Source organism: Actinoallomurus purpureus (assembly GCF_024055795.1).
Taxonomy (GTDB): Bacteria; Actinomycetota; Actinomycetes; order Streptosporangiales; family Streptosporangiaceae; genus Actinoallomurus; species Actinoallomurus purpureus.
This window is the reverse complement of sequence record NZ_JAMXMY010000021.1, coordinates 110,927-128,490: the sequence shown is the minus strand read 5'-3', so window position 1 is coordinate 128,490 and position 17,564 is coordinate 110,927. Positions and strand designations below refer to the sequence as shown.

The following is a 17,564-nucleotide window of genomic DNA, read 5'->3' as shown; positions in this document are numbered from 1 at the left end:
GGAAGACAGACCTGTGATCTTCCGCGCGGTGCCCCGGTGGCCGTACGTTCGGAACGGTCGCTGCCCGCGACCCAGGAGACGAAAGGTCGATCGATGCCACCTGCCGATGTCCCCCTGCTCGACGGCCCCGTGGACATCCGGGGCGCGCTGGATCTGGAACGTACCAACGCCGGGCTGCGGCCCTGGCGGCTGCCGAGCTGGACGAGGCCACAGATCCCGAGCCCGTTCTGCGCGATGGTGGTGGCCCAGCCGTCCGGCGTACGCATGGCCTTCGGCACCGAGGCGACGGTGCTGGAGCTCGACGTGCTGACCACCAAGACCCTGTACGCCCCCACCGGGGACGTGAATCCCGGCGGCGTGTTCGAGCTCGTGGTGGACGGGGCGCCGACCGAGCGGGTCGCCACGCCGGACGGCAACGTGCTGGCGCTGGACCCGGCCGGGGTGAAGCCGCCGGAGATCACTCCCGGCGAGCCGGCCACCGTACGGTTCGGGCCGCTGCCGCCGGGGCGCAAGCAGGTGGAGATCTGGCTTCCGCAGAGCGCCCAGGTGGAGCTGATCGCGTTGCGCGCGGACGGGCCGGTGCGTCCGCCGGAGCCGGACGCCCGGCCGCGCTGGGTCCACCACGGAAGCTCGATCAGCCACTGCGGGGAGGCGGACAGTCCGCTGGGCACGTGGCCCGTCGTGGCCGCGCGCACCGCCGACGTGAACGTCCTGAATCTCGGGTTCAGCGGGAACGCCATGCTCGACCCGTTCACCGCCCGGACGATCCGTGACCTGCCCGCCGACTGGATCAGCCTCAAGCTCGGCATCAACGTGGTCAACGGCGACGTGATGCGGCTGCGGGCCTTCGAACCGGCGGTCCACGGCTTCCTCGACACCGTACGGGAGGGTCACCCCGCCACCCCGCTGCTGGTGATCTCGCCGATCCTGTGCCCGATCGTCGAGGACCGGCCGGGCCCGACCTTCGCGGCCGACGACGGGGTCCTGCGCTTCTTCTCGGTCGGCGACCCGGCGCAGCTGGCCGAGGGCGCCCTGAGCCTCTCGGTGATCCGGGACGTCCTTGCGCGGATCGTGGCCGAGCGCGCGGCCACGGACCCGAACCTGCACTACCTGGACGGACGCGAGCTGTTCGGTGAGTCGGACCTCTCCGACCTGCCCGACGCCCTGCACCCCAACGCCGCCGGCTACCGGCGGATGGGGGAGCGTTTCGCCGCGTTCGCCTTCGCCGACGGCGGCCCGTTCACCCGCTGACGCACGACCGCCCGCGCAGGCACCGCCCGAGCCCCGACCCACGACCGCCCGCGCGGGCAACGCCGCGCCCAGACGCGCGATCGCTCGCTGGGGCACGTCGAGACCCGGCGAACCACCGGCCCGGCCGCGCGGGCACCGCCGAGCCCTGACGCGCGATCGCTCGCTCGGGCAGGCCGAGCCATGGCGCACCACCGGCCCAGGCCGTGCGGGCGCCGAGTGCCGGCGCACCACCGGCCCGCCCGGGCCCCGGTGGCGGCGGCCGGCCGACGGCGACTCAGTCCGCCGACACCTCGCGCCCGTCCTCGGACCAGAGGGTGTGGAAGACGCCCTCCCGGTCGAGGCGGCGGTAGGTGTGCGCGCCGAAGTAGTCGCGCAGACCCTGGATCAGCGAGGCCGGGCCCTGCTCCCGGCGGAAGCCGTCGTAGTAGGCCAGCGCCGAGGAGAACGCGGGCGTGGGAACGCCCAGCTCGACCGCCGTGCGCACGACCTTGCGCCAGGCGTCCTGGGCGCCCGCGACGGCGTCCCGGAAGTAGTCGTCCAACAGGAGATTGGACAGCTCCGGGTCCCGGTCGTAGGCGTCCTTGATCCGGTTGAGGAACCGGGCGCGGATGATGCAGCCGCCGCGCCAGATGGTCGCGAGCGTGCCCGGCTCGACGTTCCAGCCGTACTCGTTGGACGCGGCGCGGATCTGCTCGAACCCCTGGGCGTAGGCGACGACCTTCGAGGCGTACAGCGCGTCGCGCACCGCGTCGACGAAGCCGGCCTCGGCCTCCCCGGCCGCCGGGCCCGGCAGGATCTTCGACGCCTTGGTCCGCTCGTCCTTGCGGGCGGACAGCGCACGCGCGAACACCGCCTCGGTGATCGCGGTGACGGGAACGCCGAGCTCCAGCGCGGACTGTGCGGTCCAGCGGCCGGTGCCCTTCTGCTCCGCCTGGTCGAGGATCACGTCCACGAGCGGCTTGCCGGTCGCCGCGTCGGTGTGCGCGAGCACCTTGGCGGTGATCTCGATGAGGAACGACTCCAGGTCGCCCTCGTTCCACTGCTCGAAGACCCGCGCGATCTCCGGCGCGCTCAGCCCCGCGGCGTGCGTGAGCAGGTCGTACGCCTCTGCGATCAGCTGCATGTCGGCGTATTCGATGCCGTTGTGCGCCATCTTGACGTAGTGTCCGGCGCCGTCCGGGCCGATGTAGGCGCAGCACGGCGTGTCGTCCACCTGCGCCGCGATCGCGGTGAGGATCGGCTCGACGGGGTCGTACGCCTCGCGGGGCCCGCCCGGCATGATGCTCGGCCCGTTCAGGGCGCCCTCCTCGCCGCCGGAGATCCCGGCGCCGACGAAGTGGAGGTCGTGCTCGGTGAGCTCGGCGACGCGCCGCCGGGTGTCCTCGTAGTGGGAGTTGCCGCCGTCGATGATGATGTCGCCGGCGTCGAGCAGCGGGATGAGGTCCTTGATCACGGCGTCGACGGGCGCGCCCGCCTTGACCATGATGATGATCCGGCGCGGCCGGTCCAGCGCGGCGACGAACTCCTCCAGGGAGTACGCGGGAGTGAAGTCGCCCTCGTCTCCGTGATGCTCGATGAGCTGCTTGGTGCGGCTCTCGGTCCGATTGTGCACGGCCACCGGGAAGCCGTGGCGCGCGATGTTGCGCGCGAGGTTCTGGCCCATGACGGCGAGCCCGGTGACACCGATCTGGCTACCCATGGATCCGACACTAACCGTCGGGCCGCGACCGATCCGCGCGAGGGCCGGGCTTTGGCGGGCTTGCCCGCCCGCCATGATCATTTTCGTGTATTTTGGTGCGCCTACAGGCACTTCCAACGTCGTTGGTGTCAATGGGTAGCTTTATGGCTGCTTAGTGTTATGTGACGGGCAGATTTCGATGCCGTAACCGTCGGGTTTCTCCGGCTTTCTCCCTCTATACGAACTGGTTGGCGCGGAATACGTTGTGCGCCCAAACAAACCGTTCCTGGGGACCCCCGAAGAAGGTGTCTACGTGATCATTAAGCGCACGGCAGCCATCGCTGCCATCGCGGCCATGGCCACGGCCGGACTCGTCGGCTGCGGCAGCAGCGACGACAAGAGCGGCGGCAAGTCCGGCGCCAAGGCCAAGGCGAAGGTCGGGATCATCCTGCCCGACACGAAGTCCTCCGTCCGATGGGAGAACTTCGACCTCCCCGTGCTCAAGAAGGCGTTCCAGGCGGCCGGAATCCCCGCCGACATTCAGAACGCCGAGGGCGACAAGCAGCGGATGCAGACCATCGCCGACCAGATGATCACCAGTGGCGTCACCATCCTGGCGATCGTCAACCTGGACTCCAACTCGGGCGCGGCGATCGAGAGCAAGGCGAAGGCGCAGGGCGTCCAGACGGTCGACTACGACCGCCTCACGCTCGGCGGCTCCGCCGACTACTACGTGTCGTTCGACGGCGTCCAGGTCGGCCGCGTCCAGGGCGAGGGCCTGCAGAAGTGCCTCGGTGACAAGGCCTCGAACATCGTCTACCTCAACGGCTCGCCCACGGACAACAACGCGACCCTCTTCAAGCAGGGCGCGCACGAGGTCCTCGACAAGGTGTCCAACTACAAGAAGGTCGCCGAGCAGGACGTGCCCGACTGGGACAACCAGAAGGCCGCCACGATCTTCGAGCAGATGTACACCCAGCAGAAGGGGAAGATCGACGGCGTGCTGGCCGCCAACGACGGCCTCGGCAACGCCGCCGTGTCGATCCTGAAGAAGAACAGCGTCGCGGGCAAGGTGCCCGTGACCGGCCAGGACGCGACCGTGCAGGGTCTGCAGAACGTCCTGGACGGCACGCAGTGCATGACGGTCTACAAGCCGAACAAGCTTGAGGCCGACAGCCTCGTCCAGGTCGTCACCGCGCTGGCCCAGGGACAGAAGCCCAAGACCACCGCGACCGCCAACGACCCCCAGGGGCACCGGCAGGTGGCGTCGATCCTGCTCAACCCGATCGGCATCACCAAGGACAACGTCAAGCAGGTCATCACCGACGGCGGCAGCGGGATCACGGCCGCGGACGTCTGCAAGGGCGGCTACGCCGCCAAGTGCAAGGCGGCTGGAATCCAGTAAGGCGGAGGGGCGCCCGGGACACCGGGCGCCCCGTCTCGCTCTTCGAGGGAGTACGAGCGTTGTCTGAGAACGGAACCCCCACGCTGGAGCTCGTGGGGATCAACAAGAGCTTCGGGGCCGTCCATGTGCTCCACGACATCGACTTCGCGGTCTACCCCGGACAGGTGTCCGCGCTCGTCGGCGACAACGGCGCCGGCAAGTCCACGCTGATCAAGTGCATCGCCGGCATCCATCCGACCGATTCCGGCCGGGTGCTGTTCGATGGCCGGCCGGTGAACATCGGCAGCCCGCGTGACGCCGCCGCGCTCGGCATCGAGATCGTTTACCAGGACCTCGCGCTGGCCGACAACCTGGACATCGCCCAGAACATGTTCCTCGGCCGCGAGCGCAAGAAGGGCATCGTCCTGGACGAGGCGTCCATGGAGCAGGCCGCCCGCGAGACGCTGGCGAAACTGTCCGTGCGCACCGTCAAGTCGGTCCGCCAGCAGGTCGCCAGCCTGTCCGGCGGCCAGCGCCAGACCGTGGCGATCGCCAAGGCCGTGCTGTGGGAGTCCAAGGTCGTGATCCTGGACGAGCCGACCGCCGCGCTCGGCGTCGCGCAGACCCGGCAGGTCCTCGACCTCGTCCGGCGTCTCGCGGAGACCGGCCACGGCGTCGTGCTGATCTCGCACAACATGAACGACGTGTTCGAGGTGGCCGACCGGATCACCGCCCTGTACCTGGGCCGCGTCGCCGCCGACGTCAAACGGTCCGACGTCACGCACAGCCAGGTGGTCGAGCTCATCACCACCGGGCGGTCCGGCGACCTCGGCCTGGCGCCCTCGACCGCCGCAGAAAGCATCTGAGGTTCACGATGTCCACCGAAACCCCCGAACCCAACGTGGTCGAGCCCGCGCGGGACGCGGCGAAGTCGGCGGGACCGACCCTCGCCGACGCGGACTTCTCCGCCGACACCCGCGAGCAGACGGTGTCGACGTCGATCAACAACTACGTCGTCAAGCTGCGGTCCGGCGATCTCGGCGCGCTGCCCGCGATCCTCGGCCTGGTCGTCCTGATCGCCCTGTTCTGGGCACTGCGCCCGGAGACGTTCCTCAGCAAGGGGAACATCGCCAACCTCATGGTGCAGGCCCTCCCGGTGACGATCCTCGCGATGGGCCTCGTGTTCATCCTGCTCCTGGGCGAGATCGACCTGTCCGCGGGTGTGGCCAGCGGCGCGTGCGCCGCGGTCATGGCCAAGCTCCTCGTCGACGCGGGCCAGAACTGGGTCGTGGCCGTGCTCGCCGCCGCCGTGACCGGAGTGGTCATCGGCGCGGTCATCGGCGCGCTGGTCGCCATCGTGCGCATTCCGTCGTTCGTCGTGACCCTCGCGCTGTTCCTGGGACTGCAGGGCATCGCGCTGAAACTGATCGGCGAGGGCGGGACCGTTCCCGTCCACGACAAGGTCATCTACGCCCTGGCCAACAAGTACATGCCGGTCTGGCTGGGCTGGACGCTCGCGCTCGTCTGCGCCCTCGGGTACGCCGCGATCCAGCTGCTGCGCTGGCAGCGGCAGAACGCCAAGGGTCTGTCGCGACGGCCTCTCGCCCTCATCCTCGTCCAGGTCGCCCTCGTCGCCATCGCGTTGCTCGGCGGCGCCTACGTGCTCAACCTGAACCGGGCCCGTACCCCGCTCGCCCCGTTCTTCGGCGGCGTGCCGTGGGGTGTTCCCCTGGTCGCGGTCCTGCTGATCATCTGCACCTTCGTCCTCAGCCGTACGCCGTACGGACGGCACGTGTACGCGGTCGGCGGCAACGCCGAGGCGGCGCGCCGGGCGGGCATCAACGTCACCAGCATCCGGATGTCGGTCTTCATGATCGGTTCGGTGCTGGCGGCGATCAGCGGCATCGTGGCCGCCTCCCGACTGAACTCGGTGACCCCGGACGCCGGTGCCGGGAACACCCTGCTGTACGCGGTGGGCGCCGCCGTGATCGGCGGCACCAGCCTCTTCGGCGGCAAGGGCAAGGCGCGCGACGCCATCCTCGGCGGGCTCGTCATCTCGATCATCGACAACGGGCTCGGGCTGCTGGGTGCCAAGGCGTACGCGAACTACCTCATCACCGGTGGATTCCTGCTCCTCGCCGCGAGCATCGACGCTCTGGCCAGGCGCCGGCGCTCCGCCACCGGCCGCTGAACGCCGGGGCGGTCCGGTGACGCGCCGGCGCATCCGCGGGTCGACCCAGGACGACGTACGCCGTCACAACCTGGGCACGATCCTCGCCGAGGTGCACCGGCACGGCTGCCGGTCCCGGGCCGAGCTGACGGCGGAGATGGGACTCAACCGCAGCACCATCGGCGACCTGGTCGCCGAGCTGGCCGAGGCCGGTCTCGTCCTCGAGCGCTCCGCGAGCGCTCGGGGGCGGGCCGGCCGTCCCTCGCTGGAGGTCATGCCGTGTCCCGACGCGGCCTACGTCCTCGCCGTCGACCTCGGTGTGAAGCACCTGGTGGTGGCGCGGGTCGGACTCGGCGGCCGCGTACTCGACCGGGTCGAGGCCGACTCCGGGCGGGACTGGAGCGAGCTGGACGCGACGGTCGACGCCATCGTCGACACCTGCCGCCGCCTGCGTGACGAAGCACCGGCCGACGCCCGCTGTGTGGGCGTCGGCCTGTCCGTGCCCGGCGTGGTCCGTCAGGAGGACGGACTCCTGCGGTTCGCCCCGAACCTCGGCTGGATCGACCTGCCGCTGGGGGCGCGGCTGGGGGAGCGGCTCGACCTGCCCGCCTTCCTCGCGAACGACGCCGACCTGGGCGCGCTCGCCGAGCACTCCCGCGGCGCCGCCGCCGGGTACGACCACGTCGTGGTGATCTCCGGTGAGATCGGCATCGGCGGCGGCATTCTCGTCGGCGGCCGGCCGCTGCGCGGTCGCGGCGGGTACGCGGGAGAGATCGGGCACCTGCGCGTGAACCCGGAGGGACGGCCGTGCCGGTGCGGGTCCGTCGGCTGCCTGGAGACCGAGGCCGGCGTCGAGGCACTACTGAGCGCCGCCGGACGGCCGGAGGACGGCGGGATGGAGGCCTACCGCGCGGTGCTCGCCCAGGTCACCGCAGGGGAGCCGAAGGCCGTGACGGCGGCCGCACGGGTCGCCCGATGGCTCGGGATCGGCGCCGGCATGCTCGTCAACACCTTCAACCCGGACATGGTCGTGCTCGGCGGGCCGCTCGGCGAGCTGTTCACCGTCACCGAGGACGTCGTACGGGACACCGTCAGGCGGTCGTCCCTGGTCGCCCCGCGTGAGCAGGTACGTCTGGCGGTCTCCGCCCTGGGCCCGGACGCCCAGGTCATCGGCGCCGCCGAACTCGCCTTCGCGCCTCTCCTGGAGGACCCGATCGGCGTCCTCACCCGCCTCGCCGCCTGAGTCTCTGCGTCCTCTCGCTTCGCGGCCTGAGCGTCTACGTCTTCACGCGCCTCGCCGCCCGGGCTCTCCCGTCTCGCCGCCTGGACTTCCCACTGTCGCGATCTTGACGTGATCGCCGTAGTGCGGCTTCCATTGTCCCGGCACTGTTCGGACGCGGTTCGAAATCTCGAACGCTTGGCCGGCGCGTCCGGCCGTCGCCATACGCAGAGTCTCGGGGGCCGACAGTGAGAGGAGTCCGATGAGACGCTGGAAAAGGTGGCGAGGGCCGTCGGCGGCGCTCGCCCTCGCGGCGGCGCTGGTCACCGGCCTGACCGTCCCCGCGACCGCCGAGGCGGAACCGCAGAAGATCACCGTGGACGCCGCCGGACCGGGCCGCGTCTACGAGGGGGTCGGCGCCATCAGTGGTGGCGGCGGGACGTCGCGCCTGATCGTCGACTATCCCGAACCACAGCGCCGCCAGATCCTCGACTACCTGTTCAAACCCGGGTACGGCGCCTCACTCGACATCCTCAAGGTCGAGATCGGCAGTGACACCAACTCCAGCAACGGGGCCGAGCCCAGCCACTCACGCGCCCCCGGCGACGTGAACTGCGACCGCGGGTACGAGTGGTGGCTGATGACCGAGGCGAAGAAGCGCAACCCCGCCATCAAGCTGTACGGCCTCGAATGGGGAGCGCCGGGATGGTTCCAGGGCGGCTTCTGGTCCCAGGACAACATCGCCTATCTGACCGACTGGCTCGGCTGCGCCCGGCGGCACCACCTGGCCGTCGACTACCTGGGCGGCTGGAACGAGAAGGGCTGGGACAAGCAGTGGTACGTCGACCTGAAGGCCGCGCTCGGGCGCGAGGGGTACGGCGGGGTCAAGCTGGTCGCCGCGGATAACGCGGGCTGGCAGGTCGCCACCGACCTGAAGAACGACGCGGCCTTCAACGCGGCCGTCGACGTCGTCGGCGTCCACTACCCGTGCACCGCCATCCACTGTTCCAGCTCCGCCGACGCCCTCGGCCTGGGCAAACCGATCTTCGCCAGCGAGTCGGGCTGGAACGACTACCTGACCGGCGCCCCACGGCTCGCGGCCGAGATCAACCACGAGTACGTCGACGGGCGCATGACGGCGTTCATCAACTGGCCGGCCGCGTACGGCTGGTATCCGACGGTGCAGTACGCGGGCAGCGGGTTCCTGCGCGCCAACGAGCCCTGGTCGGGCCACTACGAGCTCGGCCCGACGCTGTGGACCGTCGCCCAGACCGGGCAGTTCGCGCGTCCCGGCTGGCGCTACATCGACTCCGCCAGCGGCTACCTCGGCGGCGGCGGCACGTACGTGACACTGCGTTCGCCGGCCGCGCGGCCCGACTACACGACGGTGGTCGAGACCACCTCCGCCACCGCACCGCAGACGATCACGGTCAGCCCGACCGGCGGGCTCTCGCGGGGACGGCTGCATGTCTGGTCCACCGAGCTCTCGTCGGCCGATCCGGCCCGGTGGTTCGTCCGCGGCGACGACCTGAGGGCGGACACGGACGGCTCCTACCAGATCACCCTCGAGCCCGGCCGCGTCTACACGCTGACGACTCTCCGCGGGGGCACCAAGGGATCCGCCGCCTCCCCGGCGGCGGCGAACCTGCCGCTGCCCTTCAAGGAGTCGTTCGACGGGTACCGGCGGGGGACCACCGCCCGGTACTTCTCGGACATGGAGGGCGCCTTCGAGGTGGCGAAGTGCTCGCGCGGCTCCCACCGGGGCAAGTGCCTGCGCCAGGTCATCACCACCCAGCCCATCAAGTGGACGAAGGTGCCCGCGCCGCTCACCCTGGTCGGCGACGCGACCTGGACCGACTATGAGGCGCGGACCGACGTTCTGCTCGAGCATGCGGGCTCGGCCGAACTGCTCGGCCGCGTGGTCGGCCAGCTCGACCCGCGGAAGAAGCCCAACCTCACCCTGTGGAAGGGGTACCACCTGAAGGTCGCCGACACCGGCGTGTGGTCGCTGTACGTCATTCAGAACGACGGGACCACGCGGACCCTGGCCACCGGTACGGCCGACGCCCTCGGCACCGGGCGATGGCATCGCCTGGCGCTGCGGTTCGAGGGGACGGCCGTCGGCGCGTTCATCGACGGACGGCAGGTCGCCGCCGTCACCGACGCGACCTTCGACCACGGTCTGTCCGGCCTGGCGCTCGACTCCTACGTGAACGCCCAGTTCGACGACTTCGCCGTCACGGCCCGCTGAGACGAGGGTGGCAGGGCCCCGGACCGGGCCCTGCCACCCTTGAGCGCTCCCCGGCCGTCGGCGGGCCGCGGGCTCATCCGGTGGAACGGTGCCACCGGCGTGCGTGCCGGATCCCGGTGAACGCCATCGCGCCCCACACGACGGCGAACAGGGGGAAGACGGGCCATCCGCCGCCGAAGGCCGCGATCAGGAAGAGCAGGAGGAGGAAGACCCCGGCGGGCGGGCCGAACCGCGGATGCCGGCCCCGGAACGCCATCCGCCGCGCCCCCGGATGACGGGCCCAGGGCGGTCCTCCCCCGTACGGTCCCGTCCCGTGCGGCCCGGCCCAGTGCGGGCGATGCGCGGCGGACGGGTGCCCACCTCGCGTCACGGCGAGCGAGGGCAGGGGCGCATCCGGTACGGCCGGCAGGTCCCGGGTGATCTCCCGGAGGTCACCGACGGTCTTCGCCGACAGTGCCGCCGACAGCCGTCCGTCGAGCTCCTCGCGGTCCAGCCGGCCCCGCGCGAAGTGCTCGTGCAGGGCCGACGCCACCTCGTCCCGCTCCGCGTCCCCCACCCGCAGCTGATCTGTGCTCATCACTCGCTCACCCTCCTCACTCGCTCCGCGGTCGGGTCACTCGTCCTCGGCGAGGAGGTGGTAGAGGCGGCGCCGGGTCTCGGCCAGGATCTCCTTGGCCTGGGCGACCTGCTCCTCCGACCCCGTTCGGACGATCTGCATCATGGCCCCGCCGGTTCCGGCGGCGGTCTTGAACAGATCCCGCACGTCGTCCCGGACGTCGGAGGTCATGGCCTCCCAGGGCGCGTTGACCTCGTCCGGGTGCTGCTCGACGTAGGTGCGGCCGGCCTCGGTGAGGTGGAAGGCCTTCCGGCCGTCGTCCTCGGTGCCCTCGATCAGCCCCTCGTCGGTGAGCTGCTGCAGCGCCGGGTAGACCGCGCCGGGGCTCGGCCGCCACTCGCCGCCGCTGCGCTCCTCGATCGTCTGGATGAGCTGGTAGCCGTTGCGCGGCTCCTCGGCGAGCAGCGCCAGCAGTGCCGCCCGGACGTCGCCGCGCCGGGCCTTCGACCGGCCCTCGGTCCAGGGCGGCGGGCCGCCCCACGGACCGAAGGGGGGACCCCAGGGGCCTCCGCGCCTGCCACGGCCCCGGCCCCGGCCACCAAGCCGGTCGGATGCCCATGCCTGCCACGGGGCGTCGAATGTCGCGTTGTGCATGTTCGGTACTCCCTTCTGAGATCTCTCTCAGATCGTTCGCGATACTCAAACGATATATCGGAAGCGTTCGTTGTCAAGGCGCCGGCCGATACCTTGATGTCGAGATAAACGTGATACCTTGATGTCGAGAGAAATTTTGGAGAAGTTAGGCGACCCTCAGTGCGCACGGACGTGGGCGGCTGGGGGAGGATCCTGACGTATCCACCAACGAACCCCCGCGCACGCCATACGAGCGGTAGCCGCGCTCGGGGAGCGCGTAGAGGAGGAGAGGACTTGAACAGCTTCGGCAGCCGCCAGACGCTGCGCGTCGGCGAGGCGTCCTATGAGATTTTCCGGCTGGATGCCGTCGAGGGTTCGGCGCGCCTCCCGTACAGCCTGAAGGTCCTGCTGGAGAACCTGCTGCGCACTGAGGACGGCGCCAACGTCACCGGCGAGCACATCCGCGCGCTTGCGGCCTGGGACCCGAACGCCCAGCCCAACCAGGAGATCCAGTTCACGCCGGCCCGGGTGATCATGCAGGACTTCACCGGCGTTCCCTGCGTGGTGGACCTGGCGACGATGCGGGAGGCCGTCCGCGACCTCGGCGGCGACGCGGCGAAGATCAACCCGCTGAACCCGGCCGAGATGGTCATCGACCACTCGGTCCAGGTGGACGTCTTCGGCCGCGAGGACGCCTTCGAGCGCAACGTCGAGTTCGAGTACGGCCGCAACAAGGAGCGCTACCAGTTCCTCAAGTGGGGCCAGAACGCCTTCGACAACTTCAAGGTCGTCCCGCCGGGCACCGGCATCGTGCACCAGGTGAACATCGAGCACCTGGCCAGGGTCGTCTTCGGCAGCCAGGGCGTCGCCTACCCCGACACCTGCGTCGGCACCGACTCCCACACCACGATGCAGAACGGCCTGGGCGTCCTGGGCTGGGGCGTCGGCGGCATCGAGGCCGAGGCCGCCATGCTCGGCCAGCCGATCTCGATGCTCATCCCGCGCGTCGTCGGGTTCAGGCTGACCGGCGAGCTCCCGGCGGGCACCACCGCCACCGACCTCGTGCTCACGATCACCGAGATGCTGCGCAAGCACGGCGTGGTCGGCAAGTTCGTCGAGTTCTACGGCGAGGGCGTCCCGGCGGTGCCGCTGGCCAACCGCGCCACCATCGGCAACATGAGCCCGGAGTTCGGCTCCACCTGCGCCATCTTCCCGATCGACGACGAGACCGTGAAGTACCTGCGGCTCACCGGCCGCCCGGCCGAGCAGGTCGCGCTGGTCGAGGCGTACGCCAAGGAGCAGGGCCTCTGGCACGACCCGTCCCGCGAGGCGGAGTACTCCGAGTACCTCGAGCTGGACCTGTCCACCGTCGTCCCGTCCATCGCCGGCCCGAAGCGCCCTCAGGACCGCATCGCGCTGTCGGACGCCAAGCAGAGCTGGCGCACCGCGGTCCGCGACTACGTGCCGGACGGCTTGGAGGGCCCGACCGACGAGGCGTCCGCCGAGTCGTTCCCGGCCTCGGACTCGCCGGCGATCTCCCACGGCTCCAACGGTGACAAGCCCCACGAGGGCACCGCGGACCCGGCCGCCGGCCGCCCGAGCAACCCGGTCACCGTCAGCCTGGACGGCGCCGAGTTCGAGCTCGACCACGGCGCGGTCGTGATCGCCGCGATCACCTCCTGCACCAACACCTCGAACCCGTCGGTCATGATCGGCGCGGCGCTGCTCGCCAAGAAGGCCGTCGAGAAGGGCCTGTCCCGCAAGCCGTGGGTGAAGACCTCCCTCGCCCCCGGTTCCAAGGTCGTCATGGACTACTACGACCGCGCGGGCCTCACCCCGTACCTCGAGAAGCTCGGCTTCAACCTCGTCGGCTACGGCTGCACGACCTGCATCGGCAACTCCGGCCCGCTGCCGGAGGAGATCAGCAAGGCGGTCAACGACAACGACCTGGCCGTCACCTCGGTGCTGTCCGGCAACCGTAACTTCGAGGGCCGGATCAACCCCGACGTCAAGATGAACTACCTGGCCTCGCCGCCGCTCGTCGTCGCGTACGCCCTCGCCGGCTCCATGGACGTGGACATCGCGAACGGCCCGATCGGCACGGGCTCCGACGGGCAGCCGGTGTACCTCCGGGACATCTGGCCGTCGCCGCAGGAGGTCGAGGAGGTCGTCGAATCGGCCATCGCGCAGGAGATGTTCAGCCGCGACTACGCCGACGTGTTCGCCGGCGAGCAGCGCTGGCAGGCCCTGCCGGTCCCGACCGGCAACACCTTCGAGTGGGACCCCGACTCCACTTATGCCCGCAAGGCCCCGTACTTCGACGGCATGGCGGACAAGCCGGAGCCGGTGACGGACATCCGCGGCGCCAAGGTGCTCGCGCTGCTCGGCGACTCGGTCACCACCGACCACATCTCCCCGGCCGGCGCCATCAAGCCGGACAGCCCGGCGGGCAGGTACCTCACCGAGCACGGCGTCGAGCGACGGGACTTCAACTCGTACGGCTCCCGCCGCGGCAACCACGAGGTGATGATCCGCGGCACGTTCGCCAACATCCGGCTGCGCAACCTCCTGGCCCCCGGCACCGAGGGCGGCGTCACCGTCAAGGACGGCGAGCAGCTGTCCATCTACGACGCCGCGCAGGCGTACGCCGCCGAGGACACCCCGCTGATCGTGCTGGGCGGCAAGGAGTACGGCTCCGGCTCCTCACGTGACTGGGCGGCCAAGGGGACCAGCCTCCTCGGCGTCCGCGCCGTGATCGCCGAGTCGTTCGAGCGGATCCACCGCTCCAACCTGATCGGCATGGGCGTCCTGCCGCTGCAGTTCAGGGACGGCGAGTCGGTCGGGTCACTCGGTCTGACCGGCCAGGAGACCTTCGACATCGTCGGTGTCGAGGCGCTGAACGGCGGCGACACGCCGCGCGAGGTCACGGTCAAGGCCGGCGACAAGGAGTTCCAGGCGGTCGTCCGCATCGACACGCCGGGCGAGGCGGACTACTACCGCCACGGCGGCATCATGCAGTACGTCCTGCGCTCCCTCCTGAAGAAATAGGTCCCGGCGAGACGACGGGCCGCTTCCCGACAGGGGAGGCGGCCCGTCGACATTGAGCCGATCTCCTACCTGGCCCTCGAACATCGCCACGGTGGATCGGTGTGCCGGACGCATTGTGGGACCTGTCGAGGGGCCGGGGGTTCATTTCCGTGTTGGAGCAATCCATCCGGCCTTGAGAGGTGCGCGGCCGGTAACCTGGCATCATGTTGACCAGGTTGGAGATCAGCGGGTTCAAGAACCTGCTGGATGTTCGGGTTGATTTTGGGCCGTTCACGTGCATAGCTGGCGCCAACGGCGTCGGTAAATCGAACGTATTCGACGCGATCGAGTTTCTCTCCTACCTGGCGAGTGACACCCTGGTCGAGGCATCCCAGCGAGTGCGTGGGGCATCCGGTCTTCGCGGCGGTGATCCGCGCGATCTGTTCTGGGATGGATATAGGGATCATCAACGGCAGATATCTCTTGCTGCTGAGATGATCGTTCCCGCCGAGGTCGAAGACGATTTGGGTGCTCCAGCTAATCCGACGACTACGTTCCTGCGCTATGAACTAGAACTTGGATATGCCGCGCCAGAAAGCGAGAACAGTGTTGGCAGGCTGACTCTGGAGCGTGAAGAACTACGTCATATCATTCGTGGTGACGCGCCCAAGCATCTCAGATTCCCGCACAGCGCCAAGAAATTCCGTACGTCGGTTGTTCAGGGGCAACGACGAGGTGGGGCGTTCCTCTCGACCGAGCTGCGGGACAGTGGGACTGTCATCAATGTCCATGGTGACGGGGGGAGTTTCGGTCGCCCGCAACCCCGGGCGGCGGCGCGTGCCGGTCGTACGGTCCTCAGCACGGTGACCACGAATGACTATCCGACGATTTTGGCGGCCCGCCGGGAGATGCAAAGTTGGCGGCGCCTGGCTCTGGAGCCGTCCGCGTTGCGGGCGCCGGACAATTTTGGAGACCCCCGGTCGTTGGCTACGAATGGGCGACACCTTGCTTCGACTCTTTATCGCATCGCGAACGAAAGCGAGTTCGGGGAGCGGCCTACCGATCCCGAAGCGGTCTATGCGCAGGTGGCCGATCGGCTGTCGGATCTGATCGGACTCGGGGTGGATAGCCTAAATGTCGAACCTGATCAGGTTCGAGAGGTTTTCACGGTTTTCTTGCAAGAGCGAAGCGGGTTGCGCCTGCCTGCTCGGGCTTTGTCGGAAGGAACGCTGCGCTTCCTGGCTCTTTGTGTATTGTTGGAAGATCCGACGTTCACCGGCCTTATATGTATGGAAGAACCGGAAAATGGTATACATCCCGCCAACCTGGGGGCCATGGTCCAACTCGTACAAGATCTGGCCGTGGACCCCTCCGACGCTCCCGGGCCGGAGAACCCGTTTCGGCAGGTTCTCGTGAACACTCACGCGCCTGGTGTGGTCCAGCTCTGCTCTCCCGCTGACCTACTGCTGGCCGAAACGCGGCCCTACCGCGCGTCGGACGGAACGGTGACCGCCGCCCTGTCATTGGTCCCCTTCAGAGGCTCCTGGCGTGCGACATCGGAAGGGCCGACATTCTCTGAAGCGGATGTGGTCGCGTACTTGGTGGCTCCTTCAGGAGCCCAGCTTCAGCTACCTCTGGGGATCGCGGGATGAGTAACCGTCTGTACACCGGTCTCTTCGTCTCCGAGGGCACGTCTGATCTGCCGCTGGCGGACATCGTCGAAACGCTCTTTGTAGATCGCGGTGTACCGGTGCGGCTCAGCAAGCCGGACTTTACGCTCCTGCGGAAAGTTCCCAAGGACGTGGAGTCACGGCTTCGGGCGGGTATGGAGTTGCTCGGTAGCCCTGTCGACGTGATCGTCGTTCATCGCGATGCTGACAGGGACGGCTATGACGCTCGAAGAGCCGAGGTCTTCGGTGCGATGCACGCCGCTGGTGTCCAGGCGCATGCCGTCCTGGTCATTCCGATACGGATGACGGAGGCTTGGCTACTCCTCGATGAGATGGCGATCCGGCAGGTCGCTGGCAATCCGCGAGGTCGGGAAGGTCTCGGCCTACCTGCCCGAGGCAAGGTAGAGACCTGTCCCGATCCTAAGCAGGTGCTCTTGCTGAGTCTCCTGAATGCCACCGGGGCGACCGGACGGCGTCGCGAACGTGTTGCCAAGCGGTTCACCGAGCATCGACGACAGTTGCTCCAGCGGCTGGACCGTCACGGTCCGGTCAGTGAACTTTCCGGGTGGAAGAAGATGGCCGCCGATCTCGATGTCGTCGCAGAGAAGCTGAAGTCTTCGGGCTGAATGGCCCTCGGGTAGCTGTTGTGTCTCGGTGAGGTTGGGGACGCGCCAAAGTCCGACGAGACGACGGGCCGTCTCCCGCCAGGGGAGGCAGCCCGTTTGCATGAGCCGCCCGGAAGGAACGAATGTCCACCGCCCCCGACAGCACCCCGAGATTCACCGGCATCGTCCATTGGCGGCACCGTCTAGGCCCGGCCCACTGCCTGGTGCGCGCGGCGTACCTCTCTGAGGTGCGGCAGGCGACCGTCCTGGTGTCGGAGCTCGAAAGCAATCCCGACGACAGGGGCATCACCGCCGACTTCGGCAAGGTCGCCGACGCGATCCTGCCCGTTCTTCGAGAGATCTTTCCGGCCGACCTCCAGCGCATCGTCTGGATCGCCCACTTCGGCGACTTCAGCTACCACGACCCAGCCGGCCCCGAAACGTTCACTCGAATCGCCCTGTCCACCGGCAGGGACGGATTCACCGACGATCTCGCTGGGGACCAGCGGCTCGAACGAGCCGATATCGGACGCCTTCTAGGGGACTGGCGCCTCCGCCCCGTCCCCGAGGTCCTGTCCGACCTCGGCCATGAGCAGAGCTAGGGAGCGGGGCGGCCCTTTTCGCGTCCCGGGGGCGTCGCTGGCCCCGGCCTGGTATGCCACATGCGCGGTCGAAACGCACTGGCCATCACCTCGAAGTTCCTGACAGATTGTTACTTTGCGATTACCCTCTGAAATAGGTCTTGTTCACCAATCCGGTCCATCTCAGATGGCCGGTGCCGGAGGGTAGGAAATGTCGAGCAGCCAGGACGGAACCGACCTCGATGCTCTTCGCGACCACTTCGGCCGGGAGATGTGCCGCCTGCGCCAGCGAGCGGGCCTCTCCAGGAATCAGCTCGCGGCGGCGCTCGGCTGCACCCCTCAGTGGCTCTACAAGCTGGAGAAGACCGACAAGACCGTCCCCGAGCAGATGGCCTTCGACCTGGACACCTACTTCAAGACCGAAGGCTGGGAGAGCGACGACGGCCTCTTCCATCGCATCTACGGTGCCATACGCCGTGCGGGGCAGCACCGTGTTGTGCGACCGAGTTTTGAGAGTTTCGTCCAATAGGAGGCGAAGG

General features: G+C 68.9%; 14 protein-coding genes. 11 read left to right on the top strand and 3 right to left on the bottom strand.

Annotated features, from left to right (window positions below):
• Positions 1-93: 93 nt before the first annotated feature.
• Positions 94-1,251: a GDSL-type esterase/lipase family protein gene (locus NE236_RS32450; RefSeq protein WP_252846025.1), complete on the top strand. Its 1,158-nt coding sequence runs from the start codon at positions 94-96 to the stop codon at positions 1,249-1,251.
• Between the two features lie 274 nt (positions 1,252-1,525).
• On the opposite strand, the gene gnd is transcribed toward NE236_RS32450, so the two are convergent.
• Positions 1,526-2,950 carry an NADP-dependent phosphogluconate dehydrogenase gene (gnd, locus tag NE236_RS32445; protein ID WP_252846024.1) on the bottom strand — a complete coding sequence of 475 codons (1,425 nt, stop codon included), beginning with the start codon at positions 2,948-2,950 and terminating at the stop codon, positions 1,526-1,528.
• A 292-nt stretch (positions 2,951-3,242) separates the two neighbouring features.
• Between gnd and NE236_RS32440 the strand changes: the two genes are divergently transcribed.
• The 5 genes from NE236_RS32440 to NE236_RS32420 all read left to right on the top strand — a co-directional run bounded on the left by NE236_RS32440 (position 3,243) and on the right by NE236_RS32420 (position 9,953).
• Positions 3,243-4,334 (top strand): sugar ABC transporter substrate-binding protein, encoded by a 1,092-nt coding sequence (locus NE236_RS32440; protein WP_252846023.1) that lies wholly within the window; start codon positions 3,243-3,245, stop codon positions 4,332-4,334.
• A 59-nt stretch (positions 4,335-4,393) separates the two neighbouring features.
• Positions 4,394-5,179 carry an ATP-binding cassette domain-containing protein gene (locus NE236_RS32435; protein WP_252846022.1) on the top strand — a complete coding sequence of 262 codons (786 nt, stop codon included), beginning with the start codon at positions 4,394-4,396 and terminating at the stop codon, positions 5,177-5,179.
• 8 nt (positions 5,180-5,187) lie between these two features.
• Positions 5,188-6,504 (top strand): sugar ABC transporter permease, encoded by a 1,317-nt coding sequence (locus NE236_RS32430; protein ID WP_252846021.1) that lies wholly within the window; start codon positions 5,188-5,190, stop codon positions 6,502-6,504.
• A 16-nt stretch (positions 6,505-6,520) separates the two neighbouring features.
• Positions 6,521-7,726: an ROK family transcriptional regulator gene (locus NE236_RS32425; protein WP_252846020.1), complete on the top strand. Its 1,206-nt coding sequence runs from the start codon at positions 6,521-6,523 to the stop codon at positions 7,724-7,726.
• Between the two features lie 238 nt (positions 7,727-7,964).
• Positions 7,965-9,953, top strand: a complete 1,989-nt coding sequence (locus tag NE236_RS32420) for a hypothetical protein (RefSeq protein ID WP_252846019.1) — start codon at positions 7,965-7,967, stop codon at positions 9,951-9,953.
• A 73-nt stretch (positions 9,954-10,026) separates the two neighbouring features.
• On the opposite strand, the gene NE236_RS32415 is transcribed toward NE236_RS32420, so the two are convergent.
• Positions 10,027-10,530 (bottom strand): DUF1707 SHOCT-like domain-containing protein, encoded by a 504-nt coding sequence (locus NE236_RS32415; RefSeq protein ID WP_252846018.1) that lies wholly within the window; start codon positions 10,528-10,530, stop codon positions 10,027-10,029.
• A gap of 36 nt (positions 10,531-10,566) precedes the next feature.
• Positions 10,567-11,163, bottom strand: coding sequence for a PadR family transcriptional regulator (locus tag NE236_RS32410; protein WP_252846017.1), 597 nt, complete (start codon positions 11,161-11,163; stop codon positions 10,567-10,569).
• Positions 11,164-11,436: 273 nt separating this feature from the next.
• On the opposite strand from NE236_RS32410, the gene NE236_RS32405 reads away from it, so the two are divergent.
• The 5 genes from NE236_RS32405 (at position 11,437) to NE236_RS32385 (ending at position 17,554) form a co-directional block, all read left to right on the top strand.
• Complete coding sequence (locus NE236_RS32405; RefSeq protein WP_252846016.1) at positions 11,437-14,190, top strand: aconitate hydratase; 2,754 nt, start codon at positions 11,437-11,439, stop codon at positions 14,188-14,190.
• Positions 14,191-14,393: 203 nt separating this feature from the next.
• Positions 14,394-15,821, top strand: a complete 1,428-nt coding sequence (locus tag NE236_RS32400; protein ID WP_252846015.1) for an AAA family ATPase — start codon at positions 14,394-14,396, stop codon at positions 15,819-15,821.
• The gene (locus tag NE236_RS32395; protein WP_252846014.1) at positions 15,818-16,465 is read left to right on the top strand and encodes a hypothetical protein; all 648 of its coding nucleotides are present in this window, start codon (positions 15,818-15,820) and stop codon (positions 16,463-16,465) included. The genes NE236_RS32400 and NE236_RS32395 overlap by 4 nt, the downstream gene beginning before the upstream one ends.
• Positions 16,466-16,587: 122 nt before the next feature.
• A complete protein-coding gene (locus NE236_RS32390) occupies positions 16,588-17,046 on the top strand; it encodes a hypothetical protein (RefSeq protein ID WP_252846013.1) in 459 nt (152 codons plus the stop codon).
• Positions 17,047-17,236: 190 nt separating this feature from the next.
• Positions 17,237-17,554, top strand: coding sequence for a helix-turn-helix domain-containing protein (locus NE236_RS32385; protein WP_252846012.1), 318 nt, complete (start codon positions 17,237-17,239; stop codon positions 17,552-17,554).
• Positions 17,555-17,564: the final 10 nt, after the last annotated feature.